The following is a 26,927-nucleotide window of genomic DNA, read 5'->3' as shown; positions in this document are numbered from 1 at the left end:
TCCTTCAGGAACGCTGTAACCCAGTTACAGCGGAGGTAAGGCAAAGGTTGGAGCGCTGCCCCTCGGCTGGTGCTTCGCGAGGCTTTGCGAGGGAGTCGCGGGTGGCGATTCGGGTTATCGAGGGGTGAGGCATGGGTGTCATACCTCGCCCGTCGGCGTGCCGGCTCCGGATGTTGTGAAAGCCACTTTCGCAACACCTCCCGGGACTCCGCCACTCACAAGGACCGCAAGACCGGGGTGAAGGGGACTTTCCGCTCGTGCAATGAGGGAAAAGTCGCCTTCACCCTGCTGATCGCCACCGAGAGCCGGTCCGTGAAGGCCTCCTTGAGGGACTCTGGGTCCCTCAAGGAGGCCTTCACGGACTTGCCACCCGACAAGACACCTTTGCCTTACCCCTCAATAGAACGACCCAAATCACTCACGACTCGGTTACAGCGGAGAGTTCCCGATACTCGCGGGCACCGTAGGTCCGGAAGATCTCGCACGCCTCCGCGGTCATCCGCTCCCCCGCCCGCACGTCGCCGAGCGCGTCGTGGACCTCCGCGAGCGTGCGCAGGGTCCGCGCCCGGAACAGTTCGGCGCGCAGATCGGTCCACCGCCGGAGCGAGTCCTCCAAGCAGTCCTTCGCTTGGTACAACCGGCCTTCCGCGAGATACACCTCCCCGACGACGCGCAGGGTGCACGCATGGCCGAAAGCGTCGCCGAGTTCACGGCAGACCTCCAGCGCGTTCTCCGCCAGCCGCCGCGCCGCGACCGAATCCCCGCGCCGCAGCAACGCCTTGGCCAGCGCGCGTTCGGAATACGCGGCCAGCATCCGGTCCTCGGTGCCCTCGAACACCGCGAGCGCGGCACGTGCGCACTCTTCGGCTTCGGCCCACTCGCCGCGGGCGCGGTGATACAGCGAGAGGCTGCGCAGGGTCAGCCCTTCACCGCGCCGGGACCCGGCCGCCGCGAACGACGCCCGCGCCTCGGTCAGCGCGGTCAGCGCTCCCGGGTATTCGCCCAGCTCCAGCCGCACCGTGCCGGCCAGCCGGTGGACGTGGCCCATCGCCCCCGGATCGTCCAGCCCGGACCACATCCGCCCGGCCCGGTCCAGGAAGTGCACCGCTTCGGGCAGGTAGCCCTGCTCACGGCAGGCGGCGCCGAGCGCGGCGAGGGTGGCGGCCTCGCCGCGGACGTCACCGGCGGCGCGGAACATCGACAGCGCCTGGCTCAGATGCGCGCGGGACCGCGGGAAGTCGTCGTGCTCGTAGTACAGCTGCCCGAGCCCGGCCAGCAATGTCGCCTCGCCCAAGGCGTTTTCGGTGCGGCGGGCCGCGGTGAGCGCCGCGTCGTGGGTACGGCGCCAGGAGCCGAGCGAATCGTCGAGTACCCGGTTGTGCCCGCCGAACGCGGTGCCGCACAGGGCCGACGAGAGCCCGACCGCGATGTCGACCAGATCCAGTGCCGCCGCCAGCTCGACGGCGGTGGTCATCGCCTCCTCCTCGGTGCGGAACCATTCGTACGGCCTGGCCACGACCCGCCGGGCGATCTCCTCCCCGACCGGACGGCCCAGCCGGGAGGTGCCCTGGATCGACGGCACGACCGGCGGCAGGGTCTCGTTGATCCGTTCCACCAGCCAGATCCAGCCACCGAGCACCCGCTCGACGGCGGCGGCCCGGTCCGCGGCGGACTCCTCCTCGACGGCACGTTCGAGCGCGAACAGGCGGACGAGGTCGTGCAGCCGGTAACGCATGAGCCCCAAGGGATCCACGCCGTCGACTTCGAGCAGCGACACGTCGACGAGGTCTTCGAGAACCTGCTCCGCGTCGTCCGGATCGGACTCCAGCGCCGCCGCGGCGACCCACGCCGGGAACTGCGCGAGACCGAGCAAACCCAGCCGTCGCAACGCGGTCCGCGCCGCCTTGGGCAGGAGCGTGTAACTCAGGTTGATGCTGGCCCGCACCTCCTGGTCGCCGACCACCAGTTCGTCGAGGCGGCGCTGCTCCTGGGCCAGGCGGTTCGCCAGCCGGGACAGCGACCATTGCCGCCGGGACACCAGCCGTGCGCCGGCGACGCGGATCGCGAGCGGCAACTGCCCGCACAGCTCGGTGATCTCGGCGGCCGAAGCGGGCTCGGTGCTCGCCCGCTCGGCCCCGACGATGCGGGTGAGCAGGTCGAGGGCGGCGTCCGCGGGCAGCACCCCCAGCTCGCAGAAGGTCGCGCCCGCCAGCGCGGGAAGCCGGTTGCGCGAAGTGACGATCACCGCGCACCCCGGCCCGCCGGGCAGCAACGGGCGGACCTGTGCCTCGTTCGCGGCGTCGTCGAGCACGACGAGCGTGCGGGTGCCGGCGAGCACCGTCCGGTAGCGGGCGACGCGTTCGTCGAGCGAGCCGGGCGGCGTCGTCGCGGGATCGAAGTCGCGCAGGACGCGGCCGAGCACTTCTTCGGCGGTCGCGGGGCTGCCGGTGGAGCCGTGGAGTTCCAGATGCAGCTGCCCGCCGGGGAAGTGCTCGGCGATCTCGTGCGCGATCCGGTGCACCAAAGTGGACTTGCCCACGCCTCCCGCGCCGGACACGACCGCGACCGGCATCTCGCCGGGCCGCACCAGGGTCGCGCGCAGCGCCGCGAGTTCGGGCGCGCGGCCGGTGAAATCGGGTGGCGGCGACGGCAGCTGACGCGGGGTGCGGGAGGTGACCGCCGGGAGCAGCGCGGTGTCGGACCGCAGGATCGACTCGTGTACCTGGCGCAGCTCCGGGCCGGGATCGATACCCAGCTCGTCGGCCAGCACCTTCCGGCCGCGTTCGTAGGCCTCCAGCGCTTCGGCCTGCCGTCCGGACCGGTACAGCGCGACCATGAGGCCGCCGCGCAACCGCTCCCGCGTGGGATGCAGGGCGACCAGTTCGGTGAGTTCCGCGAGCAGCCGAGGCCCTTGCCCCGCCGCCAGATCCGCGTCGACCCGCTCCTCGGTGACGGTCAGCCGGAGCTCGTCCAGCCTGGTCGCTTCGGCACGCAGGAACGACTCCCCGATCCCGCCGAGCGCGGGGCCCCGCCACAGGGCGAGGCCGGAGCGGAAGAGGTCCGCGGCCTCGGTGTGGTCACCGCCCTGCGCGGCCTGCCGTCCCCGTTCCACCAGCCGCTCGAACATCCGCACGTCGAGGGCGTCCTCGGCGACGTCGGCGCGGTAGCCGTTCCGATCGGACACGATGACCTGCGGCAATCCCGCCGCGTCGAACGCACGGCGCAGCGTCGCGACATACGTCTGCACCACCGCGCGGGCGGTCGTGGGCGGCTCCTCGCCCCAGACCACGCCGATCAGCCGTTCGGCGGGCACCGTCCGGCCGTAGCCGAGCAGCAGCGCGGCGAGCAGCGTGCGCGGTTTGACCCCCGGGAGCGCGATCGGCCCCGACGGGCCCGCCACCTCCATCGGCCCGAGCAGAGAAAACCTCATCCGTCCCTCCCCCAGAGCGGATCCACCTACAGCGCGCCGCCTCGCTGTAGCCCGCGTTGAAGCGTGGCTACAGCGGCCTCCCGCAGCCTCTGTGTCGTCCACTCCACATCATGCTCAGGAAAGGTCGTCATGAACAGCTCCGGTTCTCCCAGAGCGGTCCGGTTCGCCGCCGCCCTCATGGCCCTCGTGACAGTCGTCGCAGGCTTGCTCACGTTCGGCACGCGAAACGAGGCGAGCGCGGCGTCCACGGTGGGAGGCGCGATCACCCGCGCCGAGATCATCGCCCGTGCCAAGTACTGGTACGACCGGGGTGACACCTGGTACAGCCAGGACCAGGCGGACGCGATCTCCGACGGCACCGGCGGGAAGTACCGGCCGGACTGCTCCGGCCTCGTCGCGATGGCCTGGCACCTGCCCAAGAAATCCGACGGCTGGGATCTCAATACCGGCGACTTCGAGTCCTATTCGCACAAGTCCTGGCTGCCGAGCCTGCACGACCTGCTGCCCGGTGACGCGCTGCTCAAGAACGGTCACATCGAGTTGTTCGAGAAGTGGGTCGACCCCAAGGACCACTCGGCGGGCGCCTGGGTCTACTCGGAGAACACCTACGGCCAGAAGACCAACCACAACACCAACTCCTGGTCGGAGATGACCACCTACCGCGGCATCCGCTACGACAAGGTCATCGAGAAGTCCCTCGACGGCGGGGACTTCGACGGCAACGGCGCGGGCGACATCTACGCGACCGGGACCGGCACGCTGACGATCTGGAACGGCAAGGGCAACAACAACTTCGGCACCGCGGATCCCGTGGGTGGCGGCTGGGAAGGCTTCACCCGGCCCGCGGCCGGTGACTTCAACAAGGACGGCAAAACCGACCTCGCCGCGGTGAAGAACGGCACGCTCTACGTCTGGAACGGCAAGGGCGGCAACAAGTTCGGCGCCGCCGACGCCGTCGGAAGCGGATGGGAACCCTTCACCGCACCCGTCGCGGGCGACTTCAACAACGACGGCATCAGCGACCTCTCCGCGGTCAAGGACGGCACGCTCTACATCTGGAACGGCAAGGGCGGCAACCACTTCACCCCCGCCGACCCCGTCGGTGGCGGCTGGGAACCCTTCACCGCCCCCATCGCCGGCGACTTCAACAACGACGGGAAAACCGACCTCGCCGCCGTCCGCGACGGCAACACCCTCCACATCTGGAACGGCAAGGGAAGCAACAAATTCGGCGCCGCCGACGCCATCGGAAGCGGCTGGGGTGACTACCACACCACCCTGATGTCCCTCGGCGACGTCAACAAGGACGGCCACTCCGACATCGCCGCCGTCAACAAGAACACCGGCACCCTTTACCTGTGGAACGGCAAGGGCGGCAACAAGTTCGGCCCCGCCGACGCCCTCGGTGGCGGCTGGCTCCCCCACTTCTGATCGGTTCCGTCCCCACCACGACCTTGGAGGGTCGACCAGTGTCGAAGAACTTCACCCGCCGGGTGACCACCGCAGCCCTGACCGTCTTCGCGATCACCGCCCTGTCCCCCGCCGCGCACGCCGAAGAAGAACCGGCAGGCTTGGTGACCGCCGCCTACGCGACCGCCCCGTGCGACCGCGCGGGCACGACCAGCGGGGACGCCGCCCTGGCCACGCAGCTGAACGGCACCCTGACCGCGAAGATGCGGGGATACCTGACCGCGTACCGGATGTCGTGCGCCCGCATGGTCGTCGAAGCCGTCCGCGATCGCGGGCTGAGCCAGAGAGCCGCGGCCATCGCCATCGCCACGGTGATCGTGGAGACGAGTCTCCAGAACATCAGCGAGGAGGTCGATCACGACAGCCTCGGCCTGTTCCAGCAGCGCGCGTCCTGGGGCAGCGCGACGAACCGGCTCAACCCCGTCTGGGCCACCAACGCCTTCCTCGACAAGATGGTGCGCGTGTACCCGAACGGGTCCTGGAGCTCGGCGCCGATCGGCGAGGTGTGCCAGGCGGTGCAGGTCTCGGCCTATCCGGACCGCTACCAGACCGAGGCCGGGGACGCGCAGAAGATCGTCAGCGCGCTGTGGCAGCGGTCGACCGCGGACGGCGGGGACTTCGACGGCAACGGTGTCGGTGACATCTACGCGACCGGCACGGGCACGCTGACGATCTGGAACGGCAAGGGCAACAACAACTTCGGCACCGCGGATCCCGTGGGTGGCGGCTGGGAAGGCTTCACCCGGCCCGCGGCCGGTGACTTCAACAAGGACGGCAAAACCGACCTCGCCGCGGTGAAGAACGGCACGCTCTACGTCTGGAACGGCAAGGGCGGCAACAAGTTCGGCGCCGCCGACGCCGTCGGAAGCGGATGGGAACCCTTCACCGCACCCGTCGCGGGCGACTTCAACAACGACGGCATCAGCGACCTCTCCGCGGTCAAGGACGGCACGCTCTACATCTGGAACGGCAAGGGAAGCAACCACTTCACCCCCGCCGACCCCGTCGGTGGCGGCTGGGAACCCTTCACCGCCCCCATCGCCGGCGACTTCGACAATGACGGGAAGACCGATCTGGCCGCGGTGCGCGACGGCAACACTCTCTACATCTGGAACGGCAAGGGAAGCAACAAGTTCGGCGCCGCCGACGCGATCGGAAGCGGCTGGGGTAACTATCACGCCACCCTGATGTCCCTCGGTGATGTCGACAAGGACGGCCACAGCGACATCGGTGCCATCGACAAGAACACCGGCACGCTGTACCTGTGGAACGGTAAGGGAGGCAACAAGTTCAGTCCTGCCGACGCCCTAGGCGGCGGGTGGCTCCCGCACTTCTGAAGCGGTCACGGTCAGCGGAGGAACGGTTCGTAGCGTCGCTGCTGCCGCAGTGACTCGATCTGCCGCGTGGTGTCGAGCGAGACACCGACCAGGAAGACGAGCACCACCTGCAGGGTCACCCCGGCGACGAACAGTGTCGCCGGGGTGACGCCGAGCAGGGCCAGACCGGCGACCGGGATCAGCGCCACCACTCCCAAGCCGAACGCTCCGAAGGCGATGATCCGGCGGTTCACGTATTCGAGGTACTCGGCGGTCCAGTTCCCCGGCCGGATCCCGGGGACGAAACCGCCCACCCGCACCAGCTCGTCCGCCACCTTGTCCATGTTCCGCGCCACAGCGGCCCTGGCGAAGGCGAAAAGGCAGACCAGTACGAAGTAGACCGCGATCCACCAGGGACCCAGACCGAAGGGAAGCACCCACAGCAGGACCGCGGCGAGGACGGCCGGGGTGTTCGCTTGGGGGAAGCGAAGGGGAATGTAGGTGGGTGTCCCACCGAAAGCGCGTCTGCCGATCATCCGCTTGGCGTACTGCACCGGGACGCGGCGCTGTCCCTGCGCGACGACGATCGTGATCACGATGACCGACAGCGTCACCACGGCCATGACCACGACGGCGGCCCAGCCCGTCCTTTCGTACAGGCGCAGGAACTCCGGCGGCAGCACCGCAAGGACCTGCGCGAGCAGCAGGATCCGGACACCGTCGCCGAAACCCCGCTCGGTGATCAGCTCGGTCAGCCACAGCACCACCGCGGTGCCCGCGGTCAGGCACGCCACCGTGACGGCTCCGTCCAGGACGTCCTGCCCTCGGGACACGGCCAAGCCGACGGCACCGAGCAGGCCGAGCACGACGACGATCCGTCGCCGGTACCGCGTCAGCACCCGGGCTCCGGCTTCACCTTCCGCCCGGAGCGCCGCCAGCCGCGGGATCAGGACGATCAGCGCGCGCAGGACGAACGGGGCGACCAGGCAGGGAAGGACACCGAACCCGAACACCGTGGCCAGGCGACCACCGGTGAGGAGGTCGACGATCCAACGCCACGAATGATCGCTCAGCGGCAGGCGGCCCGTCTGGGGCGTGGGCAGGCTCTGGCCCAGCCGGAACAGCACGATCACGCCCAGCGTGACCAGGATCCGGCGGCGGAGGGGGTTTCGTTCGTTCATCGTGGCTCACGTTAGGAACCGCCGATGAAATTACGATGACACCGTTCGTCAGAGCAGCGGCGCCCTCGAGAGGGCCTCCCGGATCTTGCCGAGTACCTCGTCGGCCGTGCCCTCGGCGGTGCACCCGGCCGCCTGGCGATGTCCTCCGCCGCCCAGCTCGCCGGCCGCGGCCGAGACGTCGACACCGCCCGCCGAACGGAGCGAGACCGTCCACCGTCGGCGCGGCCCGATCGGCGCGGCTTCCTTGAGCACCACGGCGACCCCGGCCTCGCGAACGGAGCGGACGACGTCGACGACCGCTTCGACCTCCTCGGCACGGACGGACCGCGCGGCGTCGAGCGTCACGACCGCGTGCGCGAGGCCGAAGCCGCGGGCCTCGTCCGGCTCGAGCCGGGCCCCCACGAGGACGTCCGAAAGCATCGGCAGCCATGCGAACGGGTGGTCGTCGACGATCTCGCGGACCACCTTGTCCGGGTCGACCCCGGCTTCGAGCAGCTTCGCGGCCATCTGATGGGTGGAGGGCCGGGCCCGGCGGAACCCGCTCGTGTCGGTGACCAGTCCCGCGTACAGGCAGCGCGCGATCGGCTCGTCGATCTCGGTGCCGAGTTCCTCCAGCAACGCGAAGACGAGGACCGCGGTGGCTTCGGCGGTGTCGTCGACCACGTGGTGTGTGCCGTAGAAGACGTTCGACGCGTGGTGGTCGATCACCAGGACGTCTCGGCCCGCCGCGCGGACGGCGTCCACCCGCGGTGCGAGTTTCCCGAGCCTGCCCGGGGTGGGCGTGTCGAGCGCGACCAGCAGCCCTTCGCTCTCCGGCAGCTCGCTCGCGGGGACGTAGAGCCCGCCGACGTCCAGGCTCCGCAGCGTTTCGGGCATCTCTTCGGGCTCGCCCACGGAGACGCGGACCTCGGCGCCGCGCAGCCGCAGTGCCCGGCCCAGCGCCAGCGCGCTGCCGAGCGCGTCGGCGTCCGGGCGGACATGGCCGAGCAAGGTCACGTCGGTGGCGCGCGCCAGGAGGGCGGCGGCTTCCTTCAGGTTCGGCACTGGAGTGGCTGTCACAATCAGTCAAGCTACGCTCTACCGGATGTCCGAGTACGCGATCCTGGTCTACCCGTCCGCCAACCGGGTCTACACCGACTCCACCCCGGCCCTTCTGCGCGCGGAACTGGCGGTGTTCGGTCTGTCCGCTCTTGCGACCGAGATCTCCGAAATCGGCGAGACGGAACTCGGCGGCGTCAGCTACCTCACCTTCACCACGCCCGCCCCGCTGAGCGAACGCGATCTCGCGCTCCTCTCGAACCTTTCGGCGCTGTACGCGCTGTTCGAACGCGGCGACGGCGTCCTGAAGCCGGTGACGATCAGCCCGCTCGCGAACTTCGACTCGGATCTGCTGACCATCCAGAAGTACCCGGGCAAGACGAACGAGCTGTTCACCAAACTCCTCGTCAACGTCACCTTGCTGTCGATGGCGGACCCGGCGGCGATGCTGGACAAGCCGCTGCACCTGCTCGACCCGCTCTGCGGCCGAGGCACCACGCTGAACCAGGCGATGATGTACGGCTTCGACGCCACCGGTCTCGACGTCGACGGCAAGGATTTCGATTCCTACGAGATGTTCATCAAGACCTGGCTGAAGCAGAAGCGGATCAAGCACAGCGCCGAATCCGGTCAGGTGCGCCGCAACAAGGTCCGGCTCGGCAGGCGGCTCGACATCGGTTTCGGGATCACCAAGGAGCGGTACAAGGCGGGCGAGGTGCGCCGGCTGAGCTACCTCAACTGCGACACGCTCACCACCGACGAACTGCTGCGGCCGAACTCGGTGGACCTCATCGTCACCGACGCCCCGTACGGCGTGCAGCACGGCAGCCACCGTACCCAGGACGCGTCGCTCGCGCGCAGCCCGCGCGACCTGCTCGCGGCCGCCGTTCCCGTGTGGACGAGGGTGCTGCGCCCGGGTGGGGCGCTCGGCATCTCGTGGAACACCAACGTCGCGCCGCGCGAGGAACTCGCCGCGATCCTGGACAAGGCGGGCCTTGTTGTCCGCGAGGACGGCCCGTACGCCGGTTTCGCCCACCGGGTGGACCAGGCGATCGTGCGGGACCTGATCGTCGCCGCGAAACCCGCCTGACGCCCCCTCCTCCCGCGTTTCGTCCTCTGAATGCGATGGTTCGCGATGCCAACTACCGCATTCAGAGGACGAAATGCGGGGGGTCAGGCGATGCGGTCCCCCACGAACTTCAGCACGTCGGGCATGATCTCGCGCCAGTAGTCGTCGTTGTGCGCGCCCGGCGTCATCTTCGCGACGGCGGGGTCCAGTGCCTTGATGAGTTTGCGGTCGGCGCGGGCGAAGGGATCCGAATTCCCGCACCACACCCCCGTCACCGCGGCGGAAAGGTCGCCGGTGTGCAGCAGCGGCTCGTGCGATTCCCACTGCGCGCGATCCGCGAACACCTTGCGGGACTTGGCATCGGGCCAGCTCACGAACAATGCCGCGCTGGCGACGGCGACCGCCTTGAGGTCCTTGTGGTCACGGGCGTAGCGCAGGGCGCCGAACCCGCCCATCGAGATCCCGAACATCGCCGACGGCGGCCGCAGCTGCCGCTGGGCGAGCCAGCCGGGCAGTTCGTCTGACAGCATCCGCTGCGGGTCGTCGGCCTTGCCGACGTCCACCCAGTAGTTGTCCCCGTCGACGGCGGCCACCGCGAATCCGGGCAGCCCGGCCGCGACGGCCCGGTTCAGCGCGTCCTGCACACCCAGGTTCAGGAACGTGCGGGCGTCCGCGCCGCGTCCGTGCAGGGCGACGCAGACCGGCATCCCGACCCGGGACACACCGTCCGGCGCGATGATGACGAGGTTGACGTCGCGATTCCGCGCCGCCGACCGCATCTTCTGCACCGTGACCGCCTCGGTGAGCGGGGTCGGCGTGGACGGTGGGGCCACCGGCGGCGGCCCCACCAGGGGTGGTTTCTCGGCGCCGCAAGCGGAAAGCAGCGCCGAGCCGCCGAGAGCCGCGGCCCCCAGCAGGAGACCACGCCTGCTCACGGCGTGGTCCGGTCGCTCAGCGACGGGTCTCCTCGTCGGCGAACTCATCGTCTTCGGCCTCTTCCCGCGGCGGCTTGTACGGGTCGGCTTCGCCGGCGTGCTGCGCCCCAGTGGCCCGCCGGGCCACCTCCGCATCGGCTTCCCGCGCCTTCGCGAGAAGGTCTTCGATGCGCTTGGCGTCCTCAGGAATACTGTCGGCCACGAAGGCCAGCGTCGGAGTGTAGCGGACTCCGGTGCCCTGGCCGACCTTCGTGCGCAGCACACCGCGGGCGGATTCGAGCGCCGCCGCGGCACCGGCGTGGTCGGGCGTGGACTCCAGGTTCTCGCCGAGCACCGTGTAGTAGACCGTGGCGTCGTGCAGATCCGCCGTGATCTTCGTGTCGGTGATCGTCACGTGGTTGAGCCGCGGATCCTTGATGTCGTGCTCGATCGCGTGCGCGACGATCTGTGAGATCCGCTTGGCGAGCTTACGAGCCCGAGCGGGGTCGGCCATGGGGATTCGTCTCCTCGAAAGATTCTTTAGTCATCCGGGCCGAGCAGCCGGCGGTGGCTGGAGAGCAGTTCGAACTCCGGCCTCCCGGCCACGAGGCGCTCACACGAGTCGAGCACGTCACGAACGTGCTCGCCACTCGCCGCGACCACGGCCACACCGATCAGCGCGCGCCGGTGCAGATCTTGATGGCCCGCTTCGGCGACGGAGACGTCGAAACGCCTGCGCACCTCGGCCAGCACCGGCTTGATCACGGATCGCTTCTGCTTGAGCGAGTGGACGTCGCCCAGCAGGATGTCGAGCTCAAGAGCTCCTACGAACATGTGGGGTTCTGGGTTGATTCGAAGGTGAAGCGGCGCTCCCCCGCCCAGATGCGGAGGAGCGCCGCTTTGTCACTTACGCACGCGGCTTTTCGCGCTGCTCGTAGGTCTCGATGATGTCGCCGACCTTGAGGTCGCTGTACGACCCCAGCGTCAGACCACACTCGTAACCGTCGCGGACCTCGACCACGTCGTCCTTGAACCGCCGCAGCGAGCTGATCGGCAGGTTCTCGGCGACCACGGTCGCGTCGCGGAGCAGGCGGGCCCGCGCGTTGCGGCGGATCTCGCCCGAGGTGACGAGGCAACCGGCGATGGTGCCGATCTTCGAGGACTTGAAGACCTCGCGGACCTCGGCCTTGCCGAGCTCCACCTCTTCGTACTCCGGCTTGAGCATGCCCTTCAGAGCCTGCTCGATCTCCTCGATCGCCTGGTAGATGACCGTGTAGTACCGGACGTCGACGCCTTCGCGGGTGGCCCGCTCGGTCGCCTTGCCCTGCGCACGGACGTTGAAGCCCAGGACGATCGCGTCCGACGCGGTCGCCAGGTCGATGTCGGACTCCGTGACGCCACCGACACCGCGGTGCACGACGTTGAGTTCGACGTCGTCGCCGACCTCGAGCTGCACCAGCGAGGCTTCGAGCGCCTCGACGGTACCGGAGTTGTCACCCTTGATGATCAGGTTGAGGCTGTTCGTCTCCTTCAAGGCGGAGTCGAGGTCCTCGAGGCTGACCCGCTTGCGACGCGACGCGTTGAGGGCGTTGCGCGTCCGGGCGGAGCGGCGCTCGGCGATCTGCCGGGCGACGCGGTCCTCGTCGACCACCAGGAAGGTATCGCCCGCACCCGGCACCGAGGTGAACCCGATGACCTGGACGGGACGCGACGGGTACGCCTCGGTGACGTCGACGTTGTGCTCGTCGACCATCCGGCGGACGCGGCCGTAGGCGTCACCCGCCACGACCGAGTCACCGACGCGCAGCGTGCCTCGCTGGACCAGCACCGTGGCCACCGGACCGCGGCCGCGGTCGAGGTGGGCCTCGATCGCGACACCCTGGGCCTCCATGTCCGGGTTGGCCCGGAGGTCCAGCGCGGCGTCGGCGGTCAGCAGGATCGCCTCGAGCAGGCCGTCGATGTTGATGTTCTGCCGCGCGGAGATCTCGACGAACATCGTGTCGCCGCCGTACTCCTCGGCGACCAGGCCGTACTCGGTCAGCTGCTGCCGGATCTTGTCCGGGTTCGCGCCTTCCTTGTCGATCTTGTTGATCGCGACCACGATCGGCGCCTTGGCGGCCTGCGCGTGGTTGATCGCCTCGACCGTCTGCGGCATCACACCGTCGTCGGCCGCCACCACGATCACCGCGATGTCGGTCGAGTTGGCACCACGGGCACGCATGGCGGTGAACGCCTCGTGACCCGGGGTGTCGATGAAGGTGATCAGGCGCGGGGTGCCTTCGAGCTCGGTCTCGATCTGGTAGGCGCCGATGTGCTGGGTGATGCCACCGGCTTCACCTTCGCGCACCTTCGTCTTGCGGATCGTGTCGAGCAGGCGGGTCTTACCGTGGTCGACGTGACCCATGATGGTCACGACCGGCGGGCGGACCTGCAGATCCTCTTCCTCACCCGCGTCTTCGCCGTAGGTGATGTCGAAGGTCTCGAGCAGCTCCCGGTCCTCTTCCTCGGGACTGACGACCTGAACGTTGTAGTTCATTTCGCCGCCGAGCAGTTCCAGGATGTCGTCGGACACCGACTGCGTCGCCGTGACCATCTCGCCGAGGTGGAAGAGCACCTGCACCAGCGAAGCCGGGTTGGCGTCGATCTTCTCGGCGAAGTCGGTCAGCGAGGCACCGCGCGGCAGCCGGATCGTCTCGCCACTGCCCTTGGGCAGGCGGACGCCGCCGACGCTGGGCGCCTGCATGTTGTCCATGTACTCCTGGCGCTTCTGCCGCTTCGACTTGCGGCCCTTGCGCGAGGGACCACCGGGACGCCCGAAGGCACCCGCGGTACCGCCACGGCCACCGGGGCCGCCACGACCGCCGCCGCCACCGCGGAAGCCGCCGCCACCGGCCGGGGCGCCGCCCCCACCGGGACCGCCGCCACCGGGACGGAAACCGCCGCCACCGCCGCCGGGACGGAAACCGCCACCGCCGCCGCCACCGGGACCGCCGCGGAAACCTCCGCCGCCGCCACCGGGACCGCCACGAGCGCCGCCGCCAGGGCCACCACGGGCCCCGCCGCCGGGACCACCACGGCCGCCACCGGGACCACCGGCCGGACGGGCCGGGCGGCCCGGCATCATGCCGGGGTTCGGGCGCGGGGGCATGTTGCCCGGGCTCGGCCGGTTACCACCGGGCGCGCCGCCACCGGGACGGGGAGCCGGACGGTCGCCGCCGCCCTGGCCGCCACCGGGACGCGGCGGACGGTTGTCGCCGCCCTGCTGGCCGCCTCCGGGACGGGGGCCGGACGGACGCGGGGCCGGGGCACCGGAACCCACACCGAACGGGTTGTTGCCGACACGCGGGGTGCGCGGGCCGGGCTTCGGACCGCCGGGCTTGGGGCCCTGCGGCTTCGGCGGCACGACCGAACCCTGCGACGGCGTCTGGGACGACGGCGGGGTGGCCGGTGCTGCCGGGGTCTCCTTCTTCGGCTCGGCCGGAGCGGCCTTCGCCGCCGGAGCGACCTCTTCCTTGGGCGCCGGCGGCCGGGGGCCGGGGCGCGGACCCGGGCGGGCGCCCGGGGTGGGACGGGACGGCTGCTGGGCCGGGGCCGACGGTGCGGACGCCGCCGGAGCGGGCGCCGCGGGGGCGGCCGGGGCCTCGGACTTCGCCGCGGGCGCGGGCTGAGCGGGCTTCGCGGCCGGAGCCGGGGCAGCGGGCTTCGCGGGAGGCGCGGGCGAAGGGCGCGGGCCGGGGGTCGGAACCGGCTTCTTCTTGCCGTCCTTGGACGGGTACGCGTCACGGAGACGGCGGGCGACCGGCGCCTCGACGGTGGACGACGCGGACTTCACGAACTCGCCCTGTTCCTTCAACTTGGCGAGAACTTCCTTGCTGGTGATGCCGAGCTCTTTCGCGAGCTCATGTACTCGGGCCTTGCCTGGCACAGCTCTCCTCATCTGGGGAGGCCGGCGGCAGACCCGCAGACCTCGTCCTATTGTCGCGCGTTCATTGATTCAGCTTCACGGCTGACTCATGACGGGTCGACCTGCTTCCTGATTCCATCCGGCACCGGGGATGTCCCGGCGCCCTTTAGCCTTCGGCGTGCCGCTCCAGGCGTTCGTGGACACCCTGGGCGTCGAGCGACCCGGGAACACGAAGTGCTCGGGGGAACGCCCTGCGCCGCTCGGCCTTGGCCAGACAGTCCGGCACGGGGTGCAACCAGGCACCCCGGCCCGGCAGCCGCCGACGTTCGTCGACGACCAACCGACCGTCCGCCGCGACCACTCGCAGCAACTCGCCGATCAAGGCCCGCTTACGGCAACCGACACAAGTGCGAACCGGGGTTTCCCGGTCATGCTGGAGGTCGGTTCCCGGCGGCGGACTCTGAACCACTCGTAAGTCTAGCGCTTCGACCTTCACTCAGCCGAACCGGTTGCCGCGGCGGGCCGCGCCTGCCCGGCGTGTGCTTCGTCACCCTGCTCGGGAGCGGCGTCGCTGCGGATGTCGATCCGCCAGCCGGTGAGCCGGGCGGCGAGACGGGCGTTCTGCCCCTCCTTGCCGATCGCGAGCGAAAGCTGGAAGTCCGGGACGACGACGCGAGCGGTCTTGGCCCGCTCGTCGACGACCTTCACCGACACAACCTTCGCGGGCGACAGCGCATTCCCGACGAACTTCGCCGGGTCGTCGGAGTAGTCGATGATGTCGATCTTCTCGCCGGCCAGCTCGCTCATCACGTTGCGCACACGCGCGCCGACCGGGCCGATGCAGGCGCCCTTGGCGTTGACGCCGGGCACCGTCGAGCGGACCGCGATCTTGGTCCGGTGTCCCGGTTCCCGTGCGACGGCGGCGATCTCGACCGTGCCGTCGGCGATCTCGGGGACTTCCAGGGCGAACAGCTTGTGGACCAGCTTCGGGTGTGAACGCGACAGCGTGATCTGCGGGCCGCGATTGCCGCGCGAGACGGTGACGACGTAGGCCTTGATCCGGTCGCCGTGCTCGTAGGTCTCGCCGGGCACCTGCTCGATCGCGGGCAGCACGCCTTCGATGTCGCCGACCTGGATGACGACCATGCCGCGGGCGTTGGCGCGGGCGTCGCGCTGCACCACGCCGGCGACGAGCTCGTTCTCCTTGGCGGAGAACTCGCCGAAGGTCTTCTCGTGCTCGGCGTCGCGCAGGCGCTGCAGGATGACCTGCCGCGCGGTGGTCGCGGCGATCCGCCCGAAGCCTTCGGGGGTGTCGTCCCATTCCTCGTCGGTCTGGCCGTCCGGGGTGAGGGTGTGCGCGAGGACGCGGACCAGCCCGCTCTTGCGATCGATGTCGATCCTGGCGTGCGGCTGGTGGCCCTCGGTGTGCTTGTACGCGGTGAGCAGCGCGGTTTCGATCGCTTCGATCACCGTCTCGAAGGGGATGTCCTTGTCCCGTTCGATCGCGCGCAGCGCGGCGATGTCGACGTTCACTTCGGCTCCTCCTTCGGCTCCGTGGTGGCGGCGTTCAGGGCCGACGCATCGGTTTCCAACAGTTTCAGGTCCTCGGCAGGTGGTTGCTTGAACTCGATCTCGATGACCGCCTTGGCCACCGAGGCGTACGGGACGTCCCGGATCTCGCCGTCCACGAGCACGCGCGCGGACTTCTCCCCCGCGTGCCCGACCCGGCCGATGAACGCCGCGCCTTCGGCCGGGGTGACCTTGACGAGACGGAACTTCGCGCGCCGCCAGTGCCGCCGCACGGTCAGTGGCCGGTCGAGACCCGGCGAGGTGACTTCGAGCGTGTACGCGCTCGCGATCACGTGCTCGTTCTCGTCGAGCGCGGCGGAGACCGCGCGGCTGACGCCCGCCACCTCGTCCAGCCCGACGCCGTCGTCCCCGTCGACGACGACCTTGACCAGCTGACGGCGGCCTGCCTGCTGGACCTCGAAGGAATCGAGGTCGAAACCCGCGGCCTTGACGGCTTCGGCCACGATGGGCTCCAGCCTGCTGGCGAGGTCGTTGGGCACGGTGGAGCGCTCCTGTTCGGCTGTGGGCGACCCGGCGGCGTGGATCCGGGTTCGGTAGTGGACCAGCTTATCCGGTCACCCCCGCGTGACGCGCGAGCGGCGGCCCCGCACGGGGTACTGGCAGGATGGGGCGGCGTGACCGGAAGATCGACAGAGCCGAGCCGTCGCACTTTCCTGCGGATGGGGGCGCTGGCCGCGCTGGCCGTGCCGCTGGCGTCCGCCTGCTCCCCCGGCTTCGACGAAAGCCCCGACCCGCTGGGCCCGTTGCTGCGCGCGGCGGAGACCGACGCGGCCGGGGCGAAGGCGCTGGGCGCCGAGGGCGAAGCGGTCGCCACCGCGCGGACCGCGCACGCGGCGGCGCTCAAGACCGAGGTGGACCGGCTCAACCGGCCGAAGCCGGATCAGCCGGGCCCGGCGGCGACTCCGCCTCCGTCGTCGCTGGACGGCCTCAAGGAACGGCTCGCCGCAGCCCGTGAACAGGCCGAAGGCCTCGTGCCGACACTGCCCCGCTATCGCGCCGGGATGGTCGCCTCGGTGGCGGCGGGCTGCGCGGCGCTGCAGCAGAGTTCGGAGAAGCTGGGCCGCGGCGACGAAGCCGGGGCCGTCGAGGTGCCCGCCGGGGTCCAGCTCGGCGGGGAGGCGGCGGAGGCCGTCCAGCAGGCGCTGGCCGCCGAACACGCGGCGATCTGGGTGTACGGGCTGGTCAGCGCATACCTGCCGGCGGCGTTCGGCGGCGCGGTGTCGCGGGGTACGGCCGAGCACGTGAAACGACGGGACGTCTGCGAACGGATGCTGTCCGCGGCGGGCCAGACGCCCACCGGACCGGAGGCCGCGTACGTGCCGCCGAGGCCGGTGACCGAGGCGAACTCGGCGATGGAACTGGTGGCGACCGCGGAGTCGGACGCGTCGGCGGCCTGGCTCGGCGTGGTCGACCGGACCGACGACGCGGCTTTGCGGACGACCGCGCTGAACGCGCTGATCGGGTCGGCGCGGCGGGGGACGGCTTGGCGGGCGGAGTTCGGCGCGAAGCCGGTGGCGATCGCGATGCCGGGCCAGTCGGTCTGACCTCATGTCATGAAAGGGTCGTTCAGGACATCTTTTGTCCTGAACGACCCTTTCATGACACTTCGGAGGCGGGGATTCCGGTCAGCGGCGCAGGTCGCCCGAGAGCCGCAGCGCGTCGGTCGCGATCCGCTCCAGCACCGGCTTGTCCTTCTGTTTGTCGTAGAAGCCCGCCAGCACGATGGCCACCTCGGCCCCGCTGACGTGGGAGTCGTAGGCCGCGTCCTGCCCCGAGATCTTCGGCGCCCCCTGCGCCTTGAAGGTCCCGTCGCGCACCAGGTCGGACACGTTGCCCGTGCCGTCCTTGTCGGTCAGAGTCTTGAGCTGGGTCGCGGTGACCTCGCCGGGCATGGTGACCAGGACGACCGACACCAGCGCCTTCTTGCCACCGGTCTCCGTCGTGTACAGCGCCCGCGACAGGCGCGTGCACGGCGTGTCGGTGAAGAACTTCTTGGTGTCGCCGTAGGCCTTGCTCGCGCAGTCGGTGGTGACCTGCGGCCCTTCGACCAGCGTGAACTGGAACTGGCCGCTCTTCGACGGCGTGTCCGCGACCGGCGTCGGCTCCGGTTCGTGCCGGATCAGCCACCAGAGCAGCGCCGAGACGACCGCGATGGCGACCAGCGCGCCGCCTTTGAGCGCCAGTGCCTTGGTGTCCCTCGGCGGCTTCGGCGCGGGCGGCGGCCCGCCCGGCCCTGCCGGTCGCACCGGCTGAAGCCGGGCCGTTTCCGTCGCTCCCGGGGTAAATTGCGCACCAACCACGGGAACATACGGTAGTTCACGCCCGTCCGGCGGTTCACCTGAACGTGCTTATCACCCGTTCGACGTCGTCAGCCGTGTTGTAGAGGTGGAAGCCGAATCGCTGCCTCCCGGCCCGAGTACCGGCCACGATGCCCGCGTCCGCCAGCCGGCCGGCGTCGGCGTCGAGCGAGACGATCGCGCTCCCCTGACCGGGTGAACCGACCGCTTCGAGGAGCGAGTCGGCGAGGCCCACGCAGTGCGCTCGGACGGCTTCGAGGTCCAACGACGCGAGGTAGTCGAGCGAGGCGGCGGCGCCGACGAACGCGAGCCACGCCGGGGACAGGTCGAGCGACCGGGCGCCCTCCGCCAGGCGCAGCGGGAGCCCGTAGACGGTCTGCCAGCGGTCTTCGCCCGCGTACCAGTTCGCGGCGACCGGCACGGCCCGCTCCAGCACCCGCGGATGCGCGGCCAGCCACGCCGCCCCACGCGGCGCGAGCAGCCATTTGTAACCCGCGGCGACCACCCAGTCGGCCCAGCCGAGGTCCAGCGGCCGCCACCCGGCGGCCTGGGTGGCGTCGAGCAGGACCGCCGCGCCCGCCGCCTCGGACGCGGCCCGGAGCGCGGCGAGGTCGACCTGGGCGCCATCCGCCGACTGGACGACGCTGACCGCGACGAGGTCGTGCCCTTCGACACGCTCGGTCAGCTCGGCAAGCGGGACTTCGGTGACCTTCACCCCGCGATGCGCCTGGGCGGCGAACGGGAAGGTGACGCTCGTGAAGTCGTTCGCGGCGACCAGGACACTGGCGCCGTCGGGCAGCCCGGCGGCCACGTTCGCGATCAGCTGCGAGACGGACGCCCCGATCGCGACGCGCTCGGCGGGGGCGCCGATCAGCGCGCCGAAGCCCGCCCTGGTCCGCGCGACGGGCTCGTCGAAGTCGGCAGGCCGGGCCTCGCCGCGCCGCCACCGCTCGACCGCCTCCGCCACCGCGTCGGCCACGTGCGACGGCGGGATGCCGATGCTGGGGGTGTTCAGATATCCGGGCGGGACGGCGAATTCGGCTCCGAAGGTCTGCATGCCCCCGAGGTTAATGAGATTCCGGCAGCAGGGCCGCGACGTCGGCGTAGGACGGCGGGGTCAGCGGGAGTTCCCCGCCGTCGCGCACCGCCTCCACCGTGCGCAGCGTGGCGGCGAGCGCCATCCGGTACGGCAGCGACCCGAGGCTGATCCGGGCGACGCCGAGCCCGGCGAGCCCCGCGACGGTGACCTTGCCGGGCAGGAAAAGCAGGTTCACCGGCACCCCGACGGCCTTCACCAGCTTTTCGACGTCCGCGGCTTCGGCGAGCCCCGGCACGAACACGCCGTCGGCACCCGCGTCCACATAGGACAGAGAGCGGCCGATCGCGGCGCCGATGTCGGGGTTTCCGAGCCAATGCGTGTCCGTGCGGGCGTTGACGAACAGATCGGGGGCACGGTCCTTCACGGCCGCGATCTTGGCCGCGTGCCGCACGGGGTCGCCGAGGGCGTCTTCGAGATTGATGCCCGCGACACCGGCTTCGGCGAGCTCCGCCGCCAGCGCGCCGACCTCACCCGGGTCTTCGCTGAACCCGTCGGCGAGGTCGACGCTGATCAGCGCGTCGAGCCCGGTGAGCCGCCGCGCCAGCCGGACGGTGGCGTCCTTCGAGGAAGGGGCACCGTCCGGCTCGCCCTCGGCGGCCGAGACCCCGAGGCTGGTCGTGCCGAGCGCCGGGAAGCCTTGCGCGGTCAGGAAGGCGGCGGTGCCGAACTCCCAGACGTTCGGCAGGAGCAGCGGGGAACCGGGGACGTGCAAAGCGGCGAATGCGGTCATGCCACGACGGTAGTCAGCGGACGTTTCGGTGACGGCCGAAGCGTCGGTCCAGTGGGTCGTTAGTGGCGGTTCGGGTTAGGGCGAAGGGTTCCGCGGCTGATCGCGGGTCGGGTCCGTGAAGGCCTCCTTGCCTACCCTGAAGGTAGTGAAGGAGGCCTTCACGTACTTCAGGGACCCAAACCGTGTGGTCAGGCCCGTTCGAGGAAGGGCGTCAGCAGCTCCGGCACCGACTCCTCCGCGAACAGCAGCCCCTGCTCCTCCCCCGCGTCGTACACCGAATACGCCCCGGCCCCGGCGGCCGTGGTCGCCACGACGGTCAGCAAACCCTTGCGCCGCTGGAAGATCGACTGCTTCACCGTCCAGCCGATCACGCCGTCGCGCTCCAGGGCGAACGTGCTCCGCCGCACGGTCCCGTGCCGCCCGACGAGGTATCGCCCGGTGATCCCGTGTCCGAGGTTGCGATAGGCGTCCAGCGCCAGCAGCACCGACGCGGGCAGCAACACGATGCCGAGCGCGGCGCCGATCACCAGCAGGACGTCGGTCAGCAGGAAGCCGAGGAGCGCGAAGATCGCCAGCAGCACCACCACCGAGCCGATCCACCAGCGCAGCAGCCGTCCCCGCGCGGCGCGCGGATGCCCGGTGAGCCGCACGGCCTCGGTCGGCGAGACCGGTTCGCGCAGCACCGCCGCGGCGACGCGGTTGGCCGTCGCGACCGGCGCGGCCGGCAGCAGCGTGTGGTAGTCGGTCTTGTCCTTGTCGTCGCTTTGGCGCATGCCGGTGGCGATCGCGTCCACCCGCGCCGCGCCGGAGATCCGGTTCCCGAGCGGCTCGACGAGGTCGATCCCGCGCATCCGGCGTTCCTCGATCGAGATCGAGCGCGTGGTGAACAGGCCCCGGCGCACCCGGAGCGTCCCGCCCGCCTCACGGTCGAGCCGGTAGTTCCACCACATCTCGACCCACAGGCCCAGCGCGCCGACCAGGCCGACGAGCATCGCGATCGCCAGCAGGATCAGGATCGCCACCACCAGCGGGATACCGCGGAACAGGCCGATCACCCAATCGATCAGCCCCTTCTGCAGCCCCGCCCATTCCGAGACCTGCATGAGCCCGCCGCCCGCGGCGAGCCCCAGTGCCGGTGTGAGGAACGACATCGGCGCGTAGCGGATCCAGCCCCGGTCGAGTTCGGCGAGCGGCGCGTCCTCGTCGGTCTCCGCGATTTCCGTGCGGCGCAACAATTCCGCGCGAAGCCGCTCGGCTTCGGGGCGCGAGACCGGGTTGAGCTTGATCCGGCCCTGCCCGCCCGACTCGTGCGAGCCGGTGCCGATGGTCACCACCGCCACGCCGAACAGCCGGTGCAGTGGGTTCGCCGTCAGGTCGACGTTGCGGATCCGCTCGCGCTGCAGGGATTTCCGCGAACGGAAGACCAGCGTGAACGCCGTCTCCAGGCGTTCCGGCGTGACCCGGTAGCGCACCCCCTTCCAGTAGAAGAGGTCCGCCAGCACAGCGCCGGCGACGAGGACCACCCCGCCGGCCACGACCCAGGCGAGCGCGACCCAGAATCTCGCGCCGCCGCCCACGATCGCGGCCGTGGTCGGGATCGCGGCACCGACGGCCGCGCCGGTCATCATCACCGCGGTGACGGCGAGCGTCCGCTTGTCGAGCGTGTTCCAGCCCTCGAATTCGCCCGAGGTCATGTCGCGTCCCCTGGCGTCGCCTGCGTCGTTTCGGTGAGCTGCTCCGCCAGGCTCGCGGCCAGTTCGTGGTCGAGGCCGCGGATCTTGACCGCGCCGCGCGCCGACGCCGTGGTGACCGTGACGGTCGCGAGCTTGAACACCTGCTGCAGCGGCCCGCGCAGGGTGTCCACGGTCTGGATCCGTGACATCGGCGCGACGCGCCACTCCTGCCAGAAGAACCCGGAGCGCGCGTACACCGCCGTCTCCGTCACCTCCCAGCGATGCACCTTGAACCACCACAGCGGCATCGCGATCACCCAGACGAGGCCCAGCACCGCGAACACCACCGCCGGCGTCAGCAGCCAGAACCTCGCGGGCGTGATGAGCAGCCCGAGCAACACCAGCACCAGCACCGGAGCGCCCCAGAAAAGCGTTCCCTGCAGCCGCCACCAGCCGACGACCCGCTGATCCAGCGCGTTCCGCGGCGGCCGCAGCCGCACCTTCCCCCGTTCGGCTTCCACCGAGTTCACCCCCGAATGCGTTTACAATGCGATCGCATCGTAATAGCGTGGGACAGTAGTGGCAATGCGATCGCATTGCAAACGGCGGAACGGATGGTGAAGGTGCCGAAACAGGTGGATCACGCCGCGAGACGCGCGGAGATCGCCGAGGCGCTGACGCGGCTGACGGCCACGAGAGGCCTCGAAGGAGTCAGCCTCCGGCATGTCGCCGCCGAAGCGGGCATGTCGATGGGCTTGGTACAGCACTACTTCAAGACCAAGGACGAGATGCTGCTGTTCGCCGTCGAACGCCGCTCGCAGGTGTACGAAGAGCGAATCAAGGCCCAGCTGGAGGCCGGCGAACTGCCGTCGACACCCAAGGCCATCATCCGCGCGATCATGGTCGAGATCCTGCCGCTCGACGAGCGCCGCCGCGGCGACTGGCTGATGGGCGTCGCGTTTTTCATCCGCGCGATCTCCGACCCGTCCTTCGCGGCCGCGTTCACCGACGGCGTGCCCCAGCTGTTCGAACTGTTCGCCCTCCTGATCCGCCAGAGCCAGGAAGCGGGCGATGTCGACAAATCGGCCGACCCGATGCACGAGTCCGCGATCCTCTGGGCGCTCGCGGATTCCCAGGGCACCAACATCGTGATGAAGCACCGCACGCCGGAGGAGGCACTGTCCACAGTGGACTATCACCTCGACCGGCTGTTCGGTCAGGCGGTGAGCTGACCGTCGTAGTTCTTGCGCGCGTCGAGCACTTCGCCCATGTGGACACGGGCCCATTTGTCGAGCATCTCGAGCGGTTCGGCGAGGTTGCGGCCGAGCGCGGTCAGCTCGTACTCCACGTGCGGGGGGATCTCCGGATACGCCGTGCGCGTCAGGATCCCGTCGCGGACGAGGCTGCGCAGCGTCTGGGTGAGGACCTTCTGCGAGATGCCGCGCACGCGTTTGCCGATCTCGGTGAACCGGAGCGGGCCGTCGCCGAGCACGCCGACGATCAGCACGGTCCACTGGTCGCCGATGCGGTCGAGCAGCGCGCGGGTCGGACAGTCGGGGTCGTACGGGTTTCCGAGCACGTGACCTCCTCACTCTCCCGGGGAGAGTAACACGCCTAGCGGGAGGGAGCGGGCTGCATCAACGCCTCGAACAGGAGGATCAGATGACGACGGCCGCGCTCCCAGCGCGCCTCCAGTTCGGTCTGGTCGCGAGTCGCCCAGCTGGCGATGAGGATGCCGCGGACGACGTCCATCGCCGTGTACACCGCGTGCAGGAATTCCGGATGCGCCGAATGGTCCGGCAGCAGGGCCTTGCCGAACTCGACCAGGCTGCTCGTCGCGATCGGCTCGACCACCGCCATCTGGGCGCGCAGCTCCGCGTCGGTCCGCGACGCCACCCACAGCTCGACGGTCGCCGAGAAGACCGGCCCCTGGTGCATCTCCCACAGCAGCTGCAACGCGTCCCCGACCGGGTCGGCCGAGGCCTTGAGCCGGTCGATCTCCGCCATCGCGACCTCCGTGCGCTTGGCCGCGAGATGCCGGATCGCCGAGGTGACGAGGTCGGTCTTGGTCGGGAAGTGGTGCACCTGCGCGCCGCGGGTCACCCCGGCGCGGTCCGCGACGCGGGTGGTCGTGGTGCCCGCGTAGCCGTACTCGACGAGACAGTCGATCGTGGCGTCGAGCAGCCTGACGCGCATCGCGGCGCTGCGTTCCTCCTGCGTGCGTCGTGGGGCTGCCATGCGCCTACTTTATGGTGCGCCGCGCGAGGCGCGCGCCACGAGGCTCTCGACCATGCGCCCGATGAAGTGGCCGAGGAAGCGGCGATACACCCAGCCGGTGCCCGGGATCTTGGCGGTGAACGTGGAATGCCAGTGGATCGCGGTGCCGCCCCGCTCGGGGGTGAGGTCGACGTAAGCGCGGTAGTCCCGCACCGGGAGCCCCTTCTTCAGCGAGTAGCCGAAGCGTTTGCCGGGTTCGAGCGCGATGACCTCTTCGCAGCTGTTGACGCCGTTGGTGCTGAAGACGCCGATGGCGCCGAGACCGTTGTCGTCCCCCTTGTCGAGCAGGCGGAACGCGCCCATGGGCGACCAGTCGGGCCAATGCTCGCGGTCCACGAGGAGCGCGTAGACGTCTTCGGGGCTCGCGCTCGTGTGGCCGTGGACGGAAATGCGCTGGATCTTCGCCATACGTTCTCCTTCACCGGGGTTCGTGCCAGGGGAAGCCGTCCGGGGCCGCGGCCGCTCTGGCGAACAGTTCCGCGTCGTCGTGGCCGTGGACGTCGTGCAGGAAGGGGAAGTCCTCCGGCCCGACGGTGAGTTTGGCGACCGGCCGGACCGGTACCGGGCTGGCGGCCTGGGCCGGCCGGATGTCCCCGTCCGCCGGTTCCAGGCCGAAGGTCGCGGATGGCAGCAGGTACACCGTGCCCGGCCGCCAGGGCCGTCGCGCCAAGGCTGGCGCGCTGATCGAGAAGTGATAGCGGGCCTCGCCACCGGCCCGCACGCACGCGTTGCACATCGACACCGGCGCGCTGTCGCGGTCGAGGATCGCGTAGAACATCGGCCAGATGCCGTCGGCCGCCGCGAACACCGCGTGCCTGCTGCCGAACTCGGTGATGTCCGGCGGACGGCGCGGGACGAATTCGGTGATGTCCGGATCACCCGAGCCGTGCAGGACGAAGTCCGCGCGGTCGGCGACGTGGCACAGGAACTGCCATTTCGGCGCGTCGACGTGATAGCCGACGGGCCTGCCGGGGCCGACCGCGATCGCTTCGGCCAGCATCGCGTCGAACCGCTCGCGCAGCGCGGCCGACGTCGGAAGGGCGGGACGGCGCAGCCAATAGCCGGGCAGGCTCATGGTTCCGACCTTAGCCAGGCGACGCCCCTCCCCTCTCGCATTCAGAGGACTAAACGCGGGCGATGGGCACCGAGAGCGAAGTCCCGCCCAGCTCGAACGTCACCCGCGAGCCGAGCGCGGGCAGCGCCGGATCGAACATGTCCCCATCGGTCCCGCCCAGGACGAGCGCCAGCCGGTGCCCCGCCGGGACGACGTGGTCGAGGCTGCTCAGCCGGAACGTCATCGTGTACGCCTTGCCCGGAACGAGCGGCTCACCCCGCCACAGTGACCGGTGGTGGCCGAGATCCGCCCAGCCGGTCGCCACGATCCGTTTGTCCACAGTGGTCAGATCGGCGACGGTGTCGAGGAAACAACCGGTGTCCGCGGCGGTTCCCGCGCCCCAGCAGGAACGGGTCGTCAGGTTCTTCGTGCCCAGCGCCGGCCACGTCGTGTTCCGCACGGTCGCGGGCCCGTAGTCGACCAGCACCGCCCCGAGCCGAGCGCTCGGCTTGTCCGAACGGGCGGTCACCGTCACGGTGGCGGTCCCGGCCACGCGCGTGTCCTCCCGCACGGGTTCACCGGCGAAGACGACCCGATCCGGGCTGGGCTGCGCCGGGTTCTCCACCCACCGCGACGCCCCGCGCGCCGGGTCGTCGGTCACCGAAGCCGTCCCCTGCGATGGGCGATTCCCCAGCCCGCCCGACACCGACGGCCACATCACGCGCGTCCCCGTGACAGGCGGCCAGCGGCGTTCGTCGGTCCAGCGGTCCGGTGTGTGCTCGACGCGGATCGCGGGTTCGGTCTCGACGCCGTTGCGGACGCCGAGCAGCCAGCGGTCGAACCACCGGTGCAGTGTCCGCACGAACAGCGACCGGTCGAGGTCGAACGGATCGACGTGTGCCGCTTGGTGCAGCCACGCCTTGCGCGGCACACCGTGGGCGTTCAACGCCTCCCACCACGGCCCGAACTGGATCGGGTTGACGTTGAGATCGTGGAAGCCCATGGACGCGAAAACGCTCGCGCGCACCTTGCCGGTCTTCGCGACGTAGTCGAGGCCGCGCCAGTACTCGCTGAAGTTCCCGTCCGTCCCCGCGCGCCGCGCGTTGTCCTCCTCGAACGGACGGCACAGTTTCTCGGCGCGCTCGTTGTAGAACCCGGGCCCGCCCGCCCAGCCGAAGTAGGCGCCGTGGGAATTGTGGACCTCGTAGTACGAACTGACCCCCGCGATCGGCACGATCGTCTTCAAACCCTCGATCCCGGACGCCGCCATGCCGATCGCCGTCGCCCCGTCCTGCGACTTCCCGATCGCGCCGACCGACCCGTTCGCCCAGCCCGCGCGGACCCGCTCGGGCCCGAACGGCGTGCGGAAGGCCTGAGCGCGCCCGTTGAGCCAGTTCACGACGCCGTTGCCGGACGCGACGTCGTCGAAGCAGCCGGACGAGCGATTGGTGCCGCCGACGTCGACCAGCACCACCGCGTACCCGCGCGGGACGAAGTAGTTGTCGTAGAAGAGCGGGAATTGCGACGGCGTGCCGTCGGGAAGGTACGTCTTCGGCTGCCGCTCGTTGCCGCGCCCGACCTTCTCGTAGTACGGGCTGACATCCATGATCACCGGAACGCGCTGCCCGCGGGCCGCCGGTTCCGCCGGGCGGATGATGTCGGCGGCGACGCGGTCGACCTGACCGTCGCGGTCGAGGTCCTGGCCGGTCTCCACCCAGGCGGTCTCCCGGATGGCCTTCTCGTAGGAGAACACCGGCGCGGTGACGCCGTCACGCAGGACGAGCCCTGGTGACGCGACGGCGGGCGCGGCGGTGAACAGCAGTGTCGCCACGACGGTGGCGGTCAAGCTCTTGAGCCCCATCGTCCGAGTATCGCTTACAAAACC

At 70.3% G+C, this 26,927-nt stretch carries 25 protein-coding genes; 5 read left to right on the top strand and 20 right to left on the bottom strand.

All coding sequences use genetic code 11. From position 1 onward, the window contains the following. Positions 1 to 418: 418 nt before the first annotated feature. Complete coding sequence (locus AVR91_RS12145; RefSeq protein WP_063275674.1) at positions 419 to 3,430, bottom strand: AfsR/SARP family transcriptional regulator; 3,012 nt, start codon at positions 3,428 to 3,430, stop codon at positions 419 to 421. A gap of 186 nt (positions 3,431 to 3,616) precedes the next feature. On the opposite strand from AVR91_RS12145, the gene AVR91_RS12140 reads away from it, so the two are divergent. Together AVR91_RS12140 and AVR91_RS12135 are read left to right on the top strand one after the other, a co-directional pair. Beyond that, positions 3,617 to 4,861 carry an FG-GAP repeat domain-containing protein gene (locus tag AVR91_RS12140; RefSeq protein ID WP_158077402.1) on the top strand — a complete coding sequence of 415 codons (1,245 nt, stop codon included), beginning with the start codon at positions 3,617 to 3,619 and terminating at the stop codon, positions 4,859 to 4,861. A 38-nt stretch (positions 4,862 to 4,899) separates the two neighbouring features. Further along, entirely contained in the window at positions 4,900 to 6,237 is a 1,338-nt protein-coding gene (locus tag AVR91_RS12135) for an FG-GAP repeat domain-containing protein (protein WP_076857323.1), read from the top strand. An 11-nt stretch (positions 6,238 to 6,248) separates the two neighbouring features. Here the strand turns inward: AVR91_RS12135 and AVR91_RS12130 are convergent, their stop codons facing one another. Together AVR91_RS12130 and AVR91_RS12125 are read right to left on the bottom strand one after the other, a co-directional pair. Then, positions 6,249 to 7,397, bottom strand: coding sequence for a preprotein translocase subunit SecY (locus AVR91_RS12130; RefSeq protein ID WP_063275678.1), 1,149 nt, complete (start codon positions 7,395 to 7,397; stop codon positions 6,249 to 6,251). A gap of 48 nt (positions 7,398 to 7,445) precedes the next feature. Next, positions 7,446 to 8,441, bottom strand: coding sequence for a DHH family phosphoesterase (locus AVR91_RS12125; protein WP_083737520.1), 996 nt, complete (start codon positions 8,439 to 8,441; stop codon positions 7,446 to 7,448). 40 nt (positions 8,442 to 8,481) lie between these two features. On the opposite strand from AVR91_RS12125, the gene AVR91_RS12120 reads away from it, so the two are divergent. Further along, positions 8,482 to 9,525, top strand: a complete 1,044-nt coding sequence (locus tag AVR91_RS12120; protein ID WP_063275680.1) for a TRM11 family SAM-dependent methyltransferase — start codon at positions 8,482 to 8,484, stop codon at positions 9,523 to 9,525. A gap of 83 nt (positions 9,526 to 9,608) precedes the next feature. Here AVR91_RS12120 and AVR91_RS12115 read toward each other — a convergent pair whose 3' ends face one another. The 7 genes from AVR91_RS12115 to rimP all read right to left on the bottom strand — a co-directional run bounded on the left by AVR91_RS12115 (position 9,609) and on the right by rimP (position 16,391). After that, the gene (locus AVR91_RS12115) at positions 9,609 to 10,439 is read right to left on the bottom strand and encodes an alpha/beta hydrolase (protein WP_143253981.1); all 831 of its coding nucleotides are present in this window, start codon (positions 10,437 to 10,439) and stop codon (positions 9,609 to 9,611) included. A 16-nt stretch (positions 10,440 to 10,455) separates the two neighbouring features. Then, complete coding sequence (gene rbfA, locus AVR91_RS12110; RefSeq protein ID WP_007029396.1) at positions 10,456 to 10,932, bottom strand: 30S ribosome-binding factor RbfA; 477 nt, start codon at positions 10,930 to 10,932, stop codon at positions 10,456 to 10,458. A gap of 26 nt (positions 10,933 to 10,958) precedes the next feature. Next, on the bottom strand, positions 10,959 to 11,252 hold the full coding sequence (locus AVR91_RS12105; protein WP_016332602.1) for a DUF503 domain-containing protein: 294 nt from the start codon (positions 11,250 to 11,252) through the stop codon (positions 10,959 to 10,961). A 73-nt stretch (positions 11,253 to 11,325) separates the two neighbouring features. Continuing rightward, on the bottom strand, positions 11,326 to 14,343 hold the full coding sequence (gene infB / locus AVR91_RS12100; RefSeq protein ID WP_063275682.1) for a translation initiation factor IF-2: 3,018 nt from the start codon (positions 14,341 to 14,343) through the stop codon (positions 11,326 to 11,328). Positions 14,344 to 14,488: 145 nt separating this feature from the next. After that, the gene (locus tag AVR91_RS12095) at positions 14,489 to 14,704 is read right to left on the bottom strand and encodes a YlxR family protein (RefSeq protein ID WP_016332600.1); all 216 of its coding nucleotides are present in this window, start codon (positions 14,702 to 14,704) and stop codon (positions 14,489 to 14,491) included. A gap of 110 nt (positions 14,705 to 14,814) precedes the next feature. Then, entirely contained in the window at positions 14,815 to 15,855 is a 1,041-nt protein-coding gene (nusA, locus tag AVR91_RS12090; protein ID WP_016332599.1) for a transcription termination factor NusA, read from the bottom strand. Then, positions 15,852 to 16,391: a ribosome maturation factor RimP gene (rimP, locus tag AVR91_RS12085; protein WP_016332598.1), complete on the bottom strand. Its 540-nt coding sequence runs from the start codon at positions 16,389 to 16,391 to the stop codon at positions 15,852 to 15,854. Before rimP ends, nusA begins: the two co-directional genes overlap by 4 nt. 135 nt (positions 16,392 to 16,526) lie before the next feature. Here rimP and AVR91_RS12080 point away from each other — a divergent pair, with 135 nt between their 5' ends. Further along, a complete protein-coding gene (locus tag AVR91_RS12080) occupies positions 16,527 to 17,456 on the top strand; it encodes a ferritin-like domain-containing protein (RefSeq protein ID WP_063275684.1) in 930 nt (309 codons plus the stop codon). Positions 17,457 to 17,537: 81 nt separating this feature from the next. Here the strand turns inward: AVR91_RS12080 and AVR91_RS12075 are convergent, their stop codons facing one another. The 5 genes from AVR91_RS12075 to AVR91_RS12055 form a co-directional block, all read right to left on the bottom strand. Continuing rightward, complete coding sequence (locus AVR91_RS12075; RefSeq protein WP_063275685.1) at positions 17,538 to 18,158, bottom strand: hypothetical protein; 621 nt, start codon at positions 18,156 to 18,158, stop codon at positions 17,538 to 17,540. An 88-nt stretch (positions 18,159 to 18,246) separates the two neighbouring features. Beyond that, a complete protein-coding gene (locus AVR91_RS12070; protein ID WP_063275686.1) occupies positions 18,247 to 19,266 on the bottom strand; it encodes an aminotransferase class V-fold PLP-dependent enzyme in 1,020 nt (339 codons plus the stop codon). Positions 19,267 to 19,276: 10 nt separating this feature from the next. After that, the gene (locus AVR91_RS12065; RefSeq protein WP_063275687.1) at positions 19,277 to 20,038 is read right to left on the bottom strand and encodes an isocitrate lyase/PEP mutase family protein; all 762 of its coding nucleotides are present in this window, start codon (positions 20,036 to 20,038) and stop codon (positions 19,277 to 19,279) included. A gap of 188 nt (positions 20,039 to 20,226) precedes the next feature. Then, on the bottom strand, positions 20,227 to 21,732 hold the full coding sequence (locus AVR91_RS12060; protein ID WP_063275688.1) for a PH domain-containing protein: 1,506 nt from the start codon (positions 21,730 to 21,732) through the stop codon (positions 20,227 to 20,229). After that, positions 21,729 to 22,241 (bottom strand): PH domain-containing protein, encoded by a 513-nt coding sequence (locus AVR91_RS12055; protein ID WP_063275689.1) that lies wholly within the window; start codon positions 22,239 to 22,241, stop codon positions 21,729 to 21,731. Before AVR91_RS12055 ends, AVR91_RS12060 begins: the two co-directional genes overlap by 4 nt. A gap of 84 nt (positions 22,242 to 22,325) precedes the next feature. Between AVR91_RS12055 and AVR91_RS12050 the strand changes: the two genes are divergently transcribed. Next, positions 22,326 to 22,943: a TetR/AcrR family transcriptional regulator gene (locus tag AVR91_RS12050; protein ID WP_016332591.1), complete on the top strand. Its 618-nt coding sequence runs from the start codon at positions 22,326 to 22,328 to the stop codon at positions 22,941 to 22,943. Here AVR91_RS12050 and AVR91_RS12045 read toward each other — a convergent pair. From AVR91_RS12045 to AVR91_RS12025, 5 genes are read right to left on the bottom strand one after another with little or no spacing between them, the layout of a single operon-like run. Next, positions 22,928 to 23,290, bottom strand: coding sequence for a winged helix-turn-helix transcriptional regulator (locus tag AVR91_RS12045; RefSeq protein WP_016332590.1), 363 nt, complete (start codon positions 23,288 to 23,290; stop codon positions 22,928 to 22,930). The two genes, AVR91_RS12050 and AVR91_RS12045, sit on opposite strands and share 16 nt — an antisense overlap. A gap of 35 nt (positions 23,291 to 23,325) precedes the next feature. Next, positions 23,326 to 23,907: a TetR/AcrR family transcriptional regulator gene (locus tag AVR91_RS12040; RefSeq protein WP_016332589.1), complete on the bottom strand. Its 582-nt coding sequence runs from the start codon at positions 23,905 to 23,907 to the stop codon at positions 23,326 to 23,328. Positions 23,908 to 23,958: 51 nt separating this feature from the next. Continuing rightward, complete coding sequence (locus AVR91_RS12035) at positions 23,959 to 24,396, bottom strand: SRPBCC family protein (RefSeq protein ID WP_063275690.1); 438 nt, start codon at positions 24,394 to 24,396, stop codon at positions 23,959 to 23,961. A gap of 10 nt (positions 24,397 to 24,406) precedes the next feature. Then, positions 24,407 to 25,063, bottom strand: coding sequence for a hypothetical protein (locus AVR91_RS12030; RefSeq protein ID WP_063275691.1), 657 nt, complete (start codon positions 25,061 to 25,063; stop codon positions 24,407 to 24,409). A 49-nt stretch (positions 25,064 to 25,112) separates the two neighbouring features. After that, positions 25,113 to 26,903, bottom strand: a complete 1,791-nt coding sequence (locus AVR91_RS12025) for a CocE/NonD family hydrolase (protein WP_063275692.1) — start codon at positions 26,901 to 26,903, stop codon at positions 25,113 to 25,115. Positions 26,904 to 26,927 lie beyond the last annotated feature (24 nt).

Source organism: Amycolatopsis keratiniphila subsp. keratiniphila (assembly GCF_001620365.2).
GTDB classification, from domain to species: domain Bacteria; phylum Actinomycetota; class Actinomycetes; order Mycobacteriales; family Pseudonocardiaceae; genus Amycolatopsis; species Amycolatopsis keratiniphila.
Note: the sequence above shows the minus strand (reverse complement) of the source record. Positions and strands in the feature narration are given on the sequence as shown.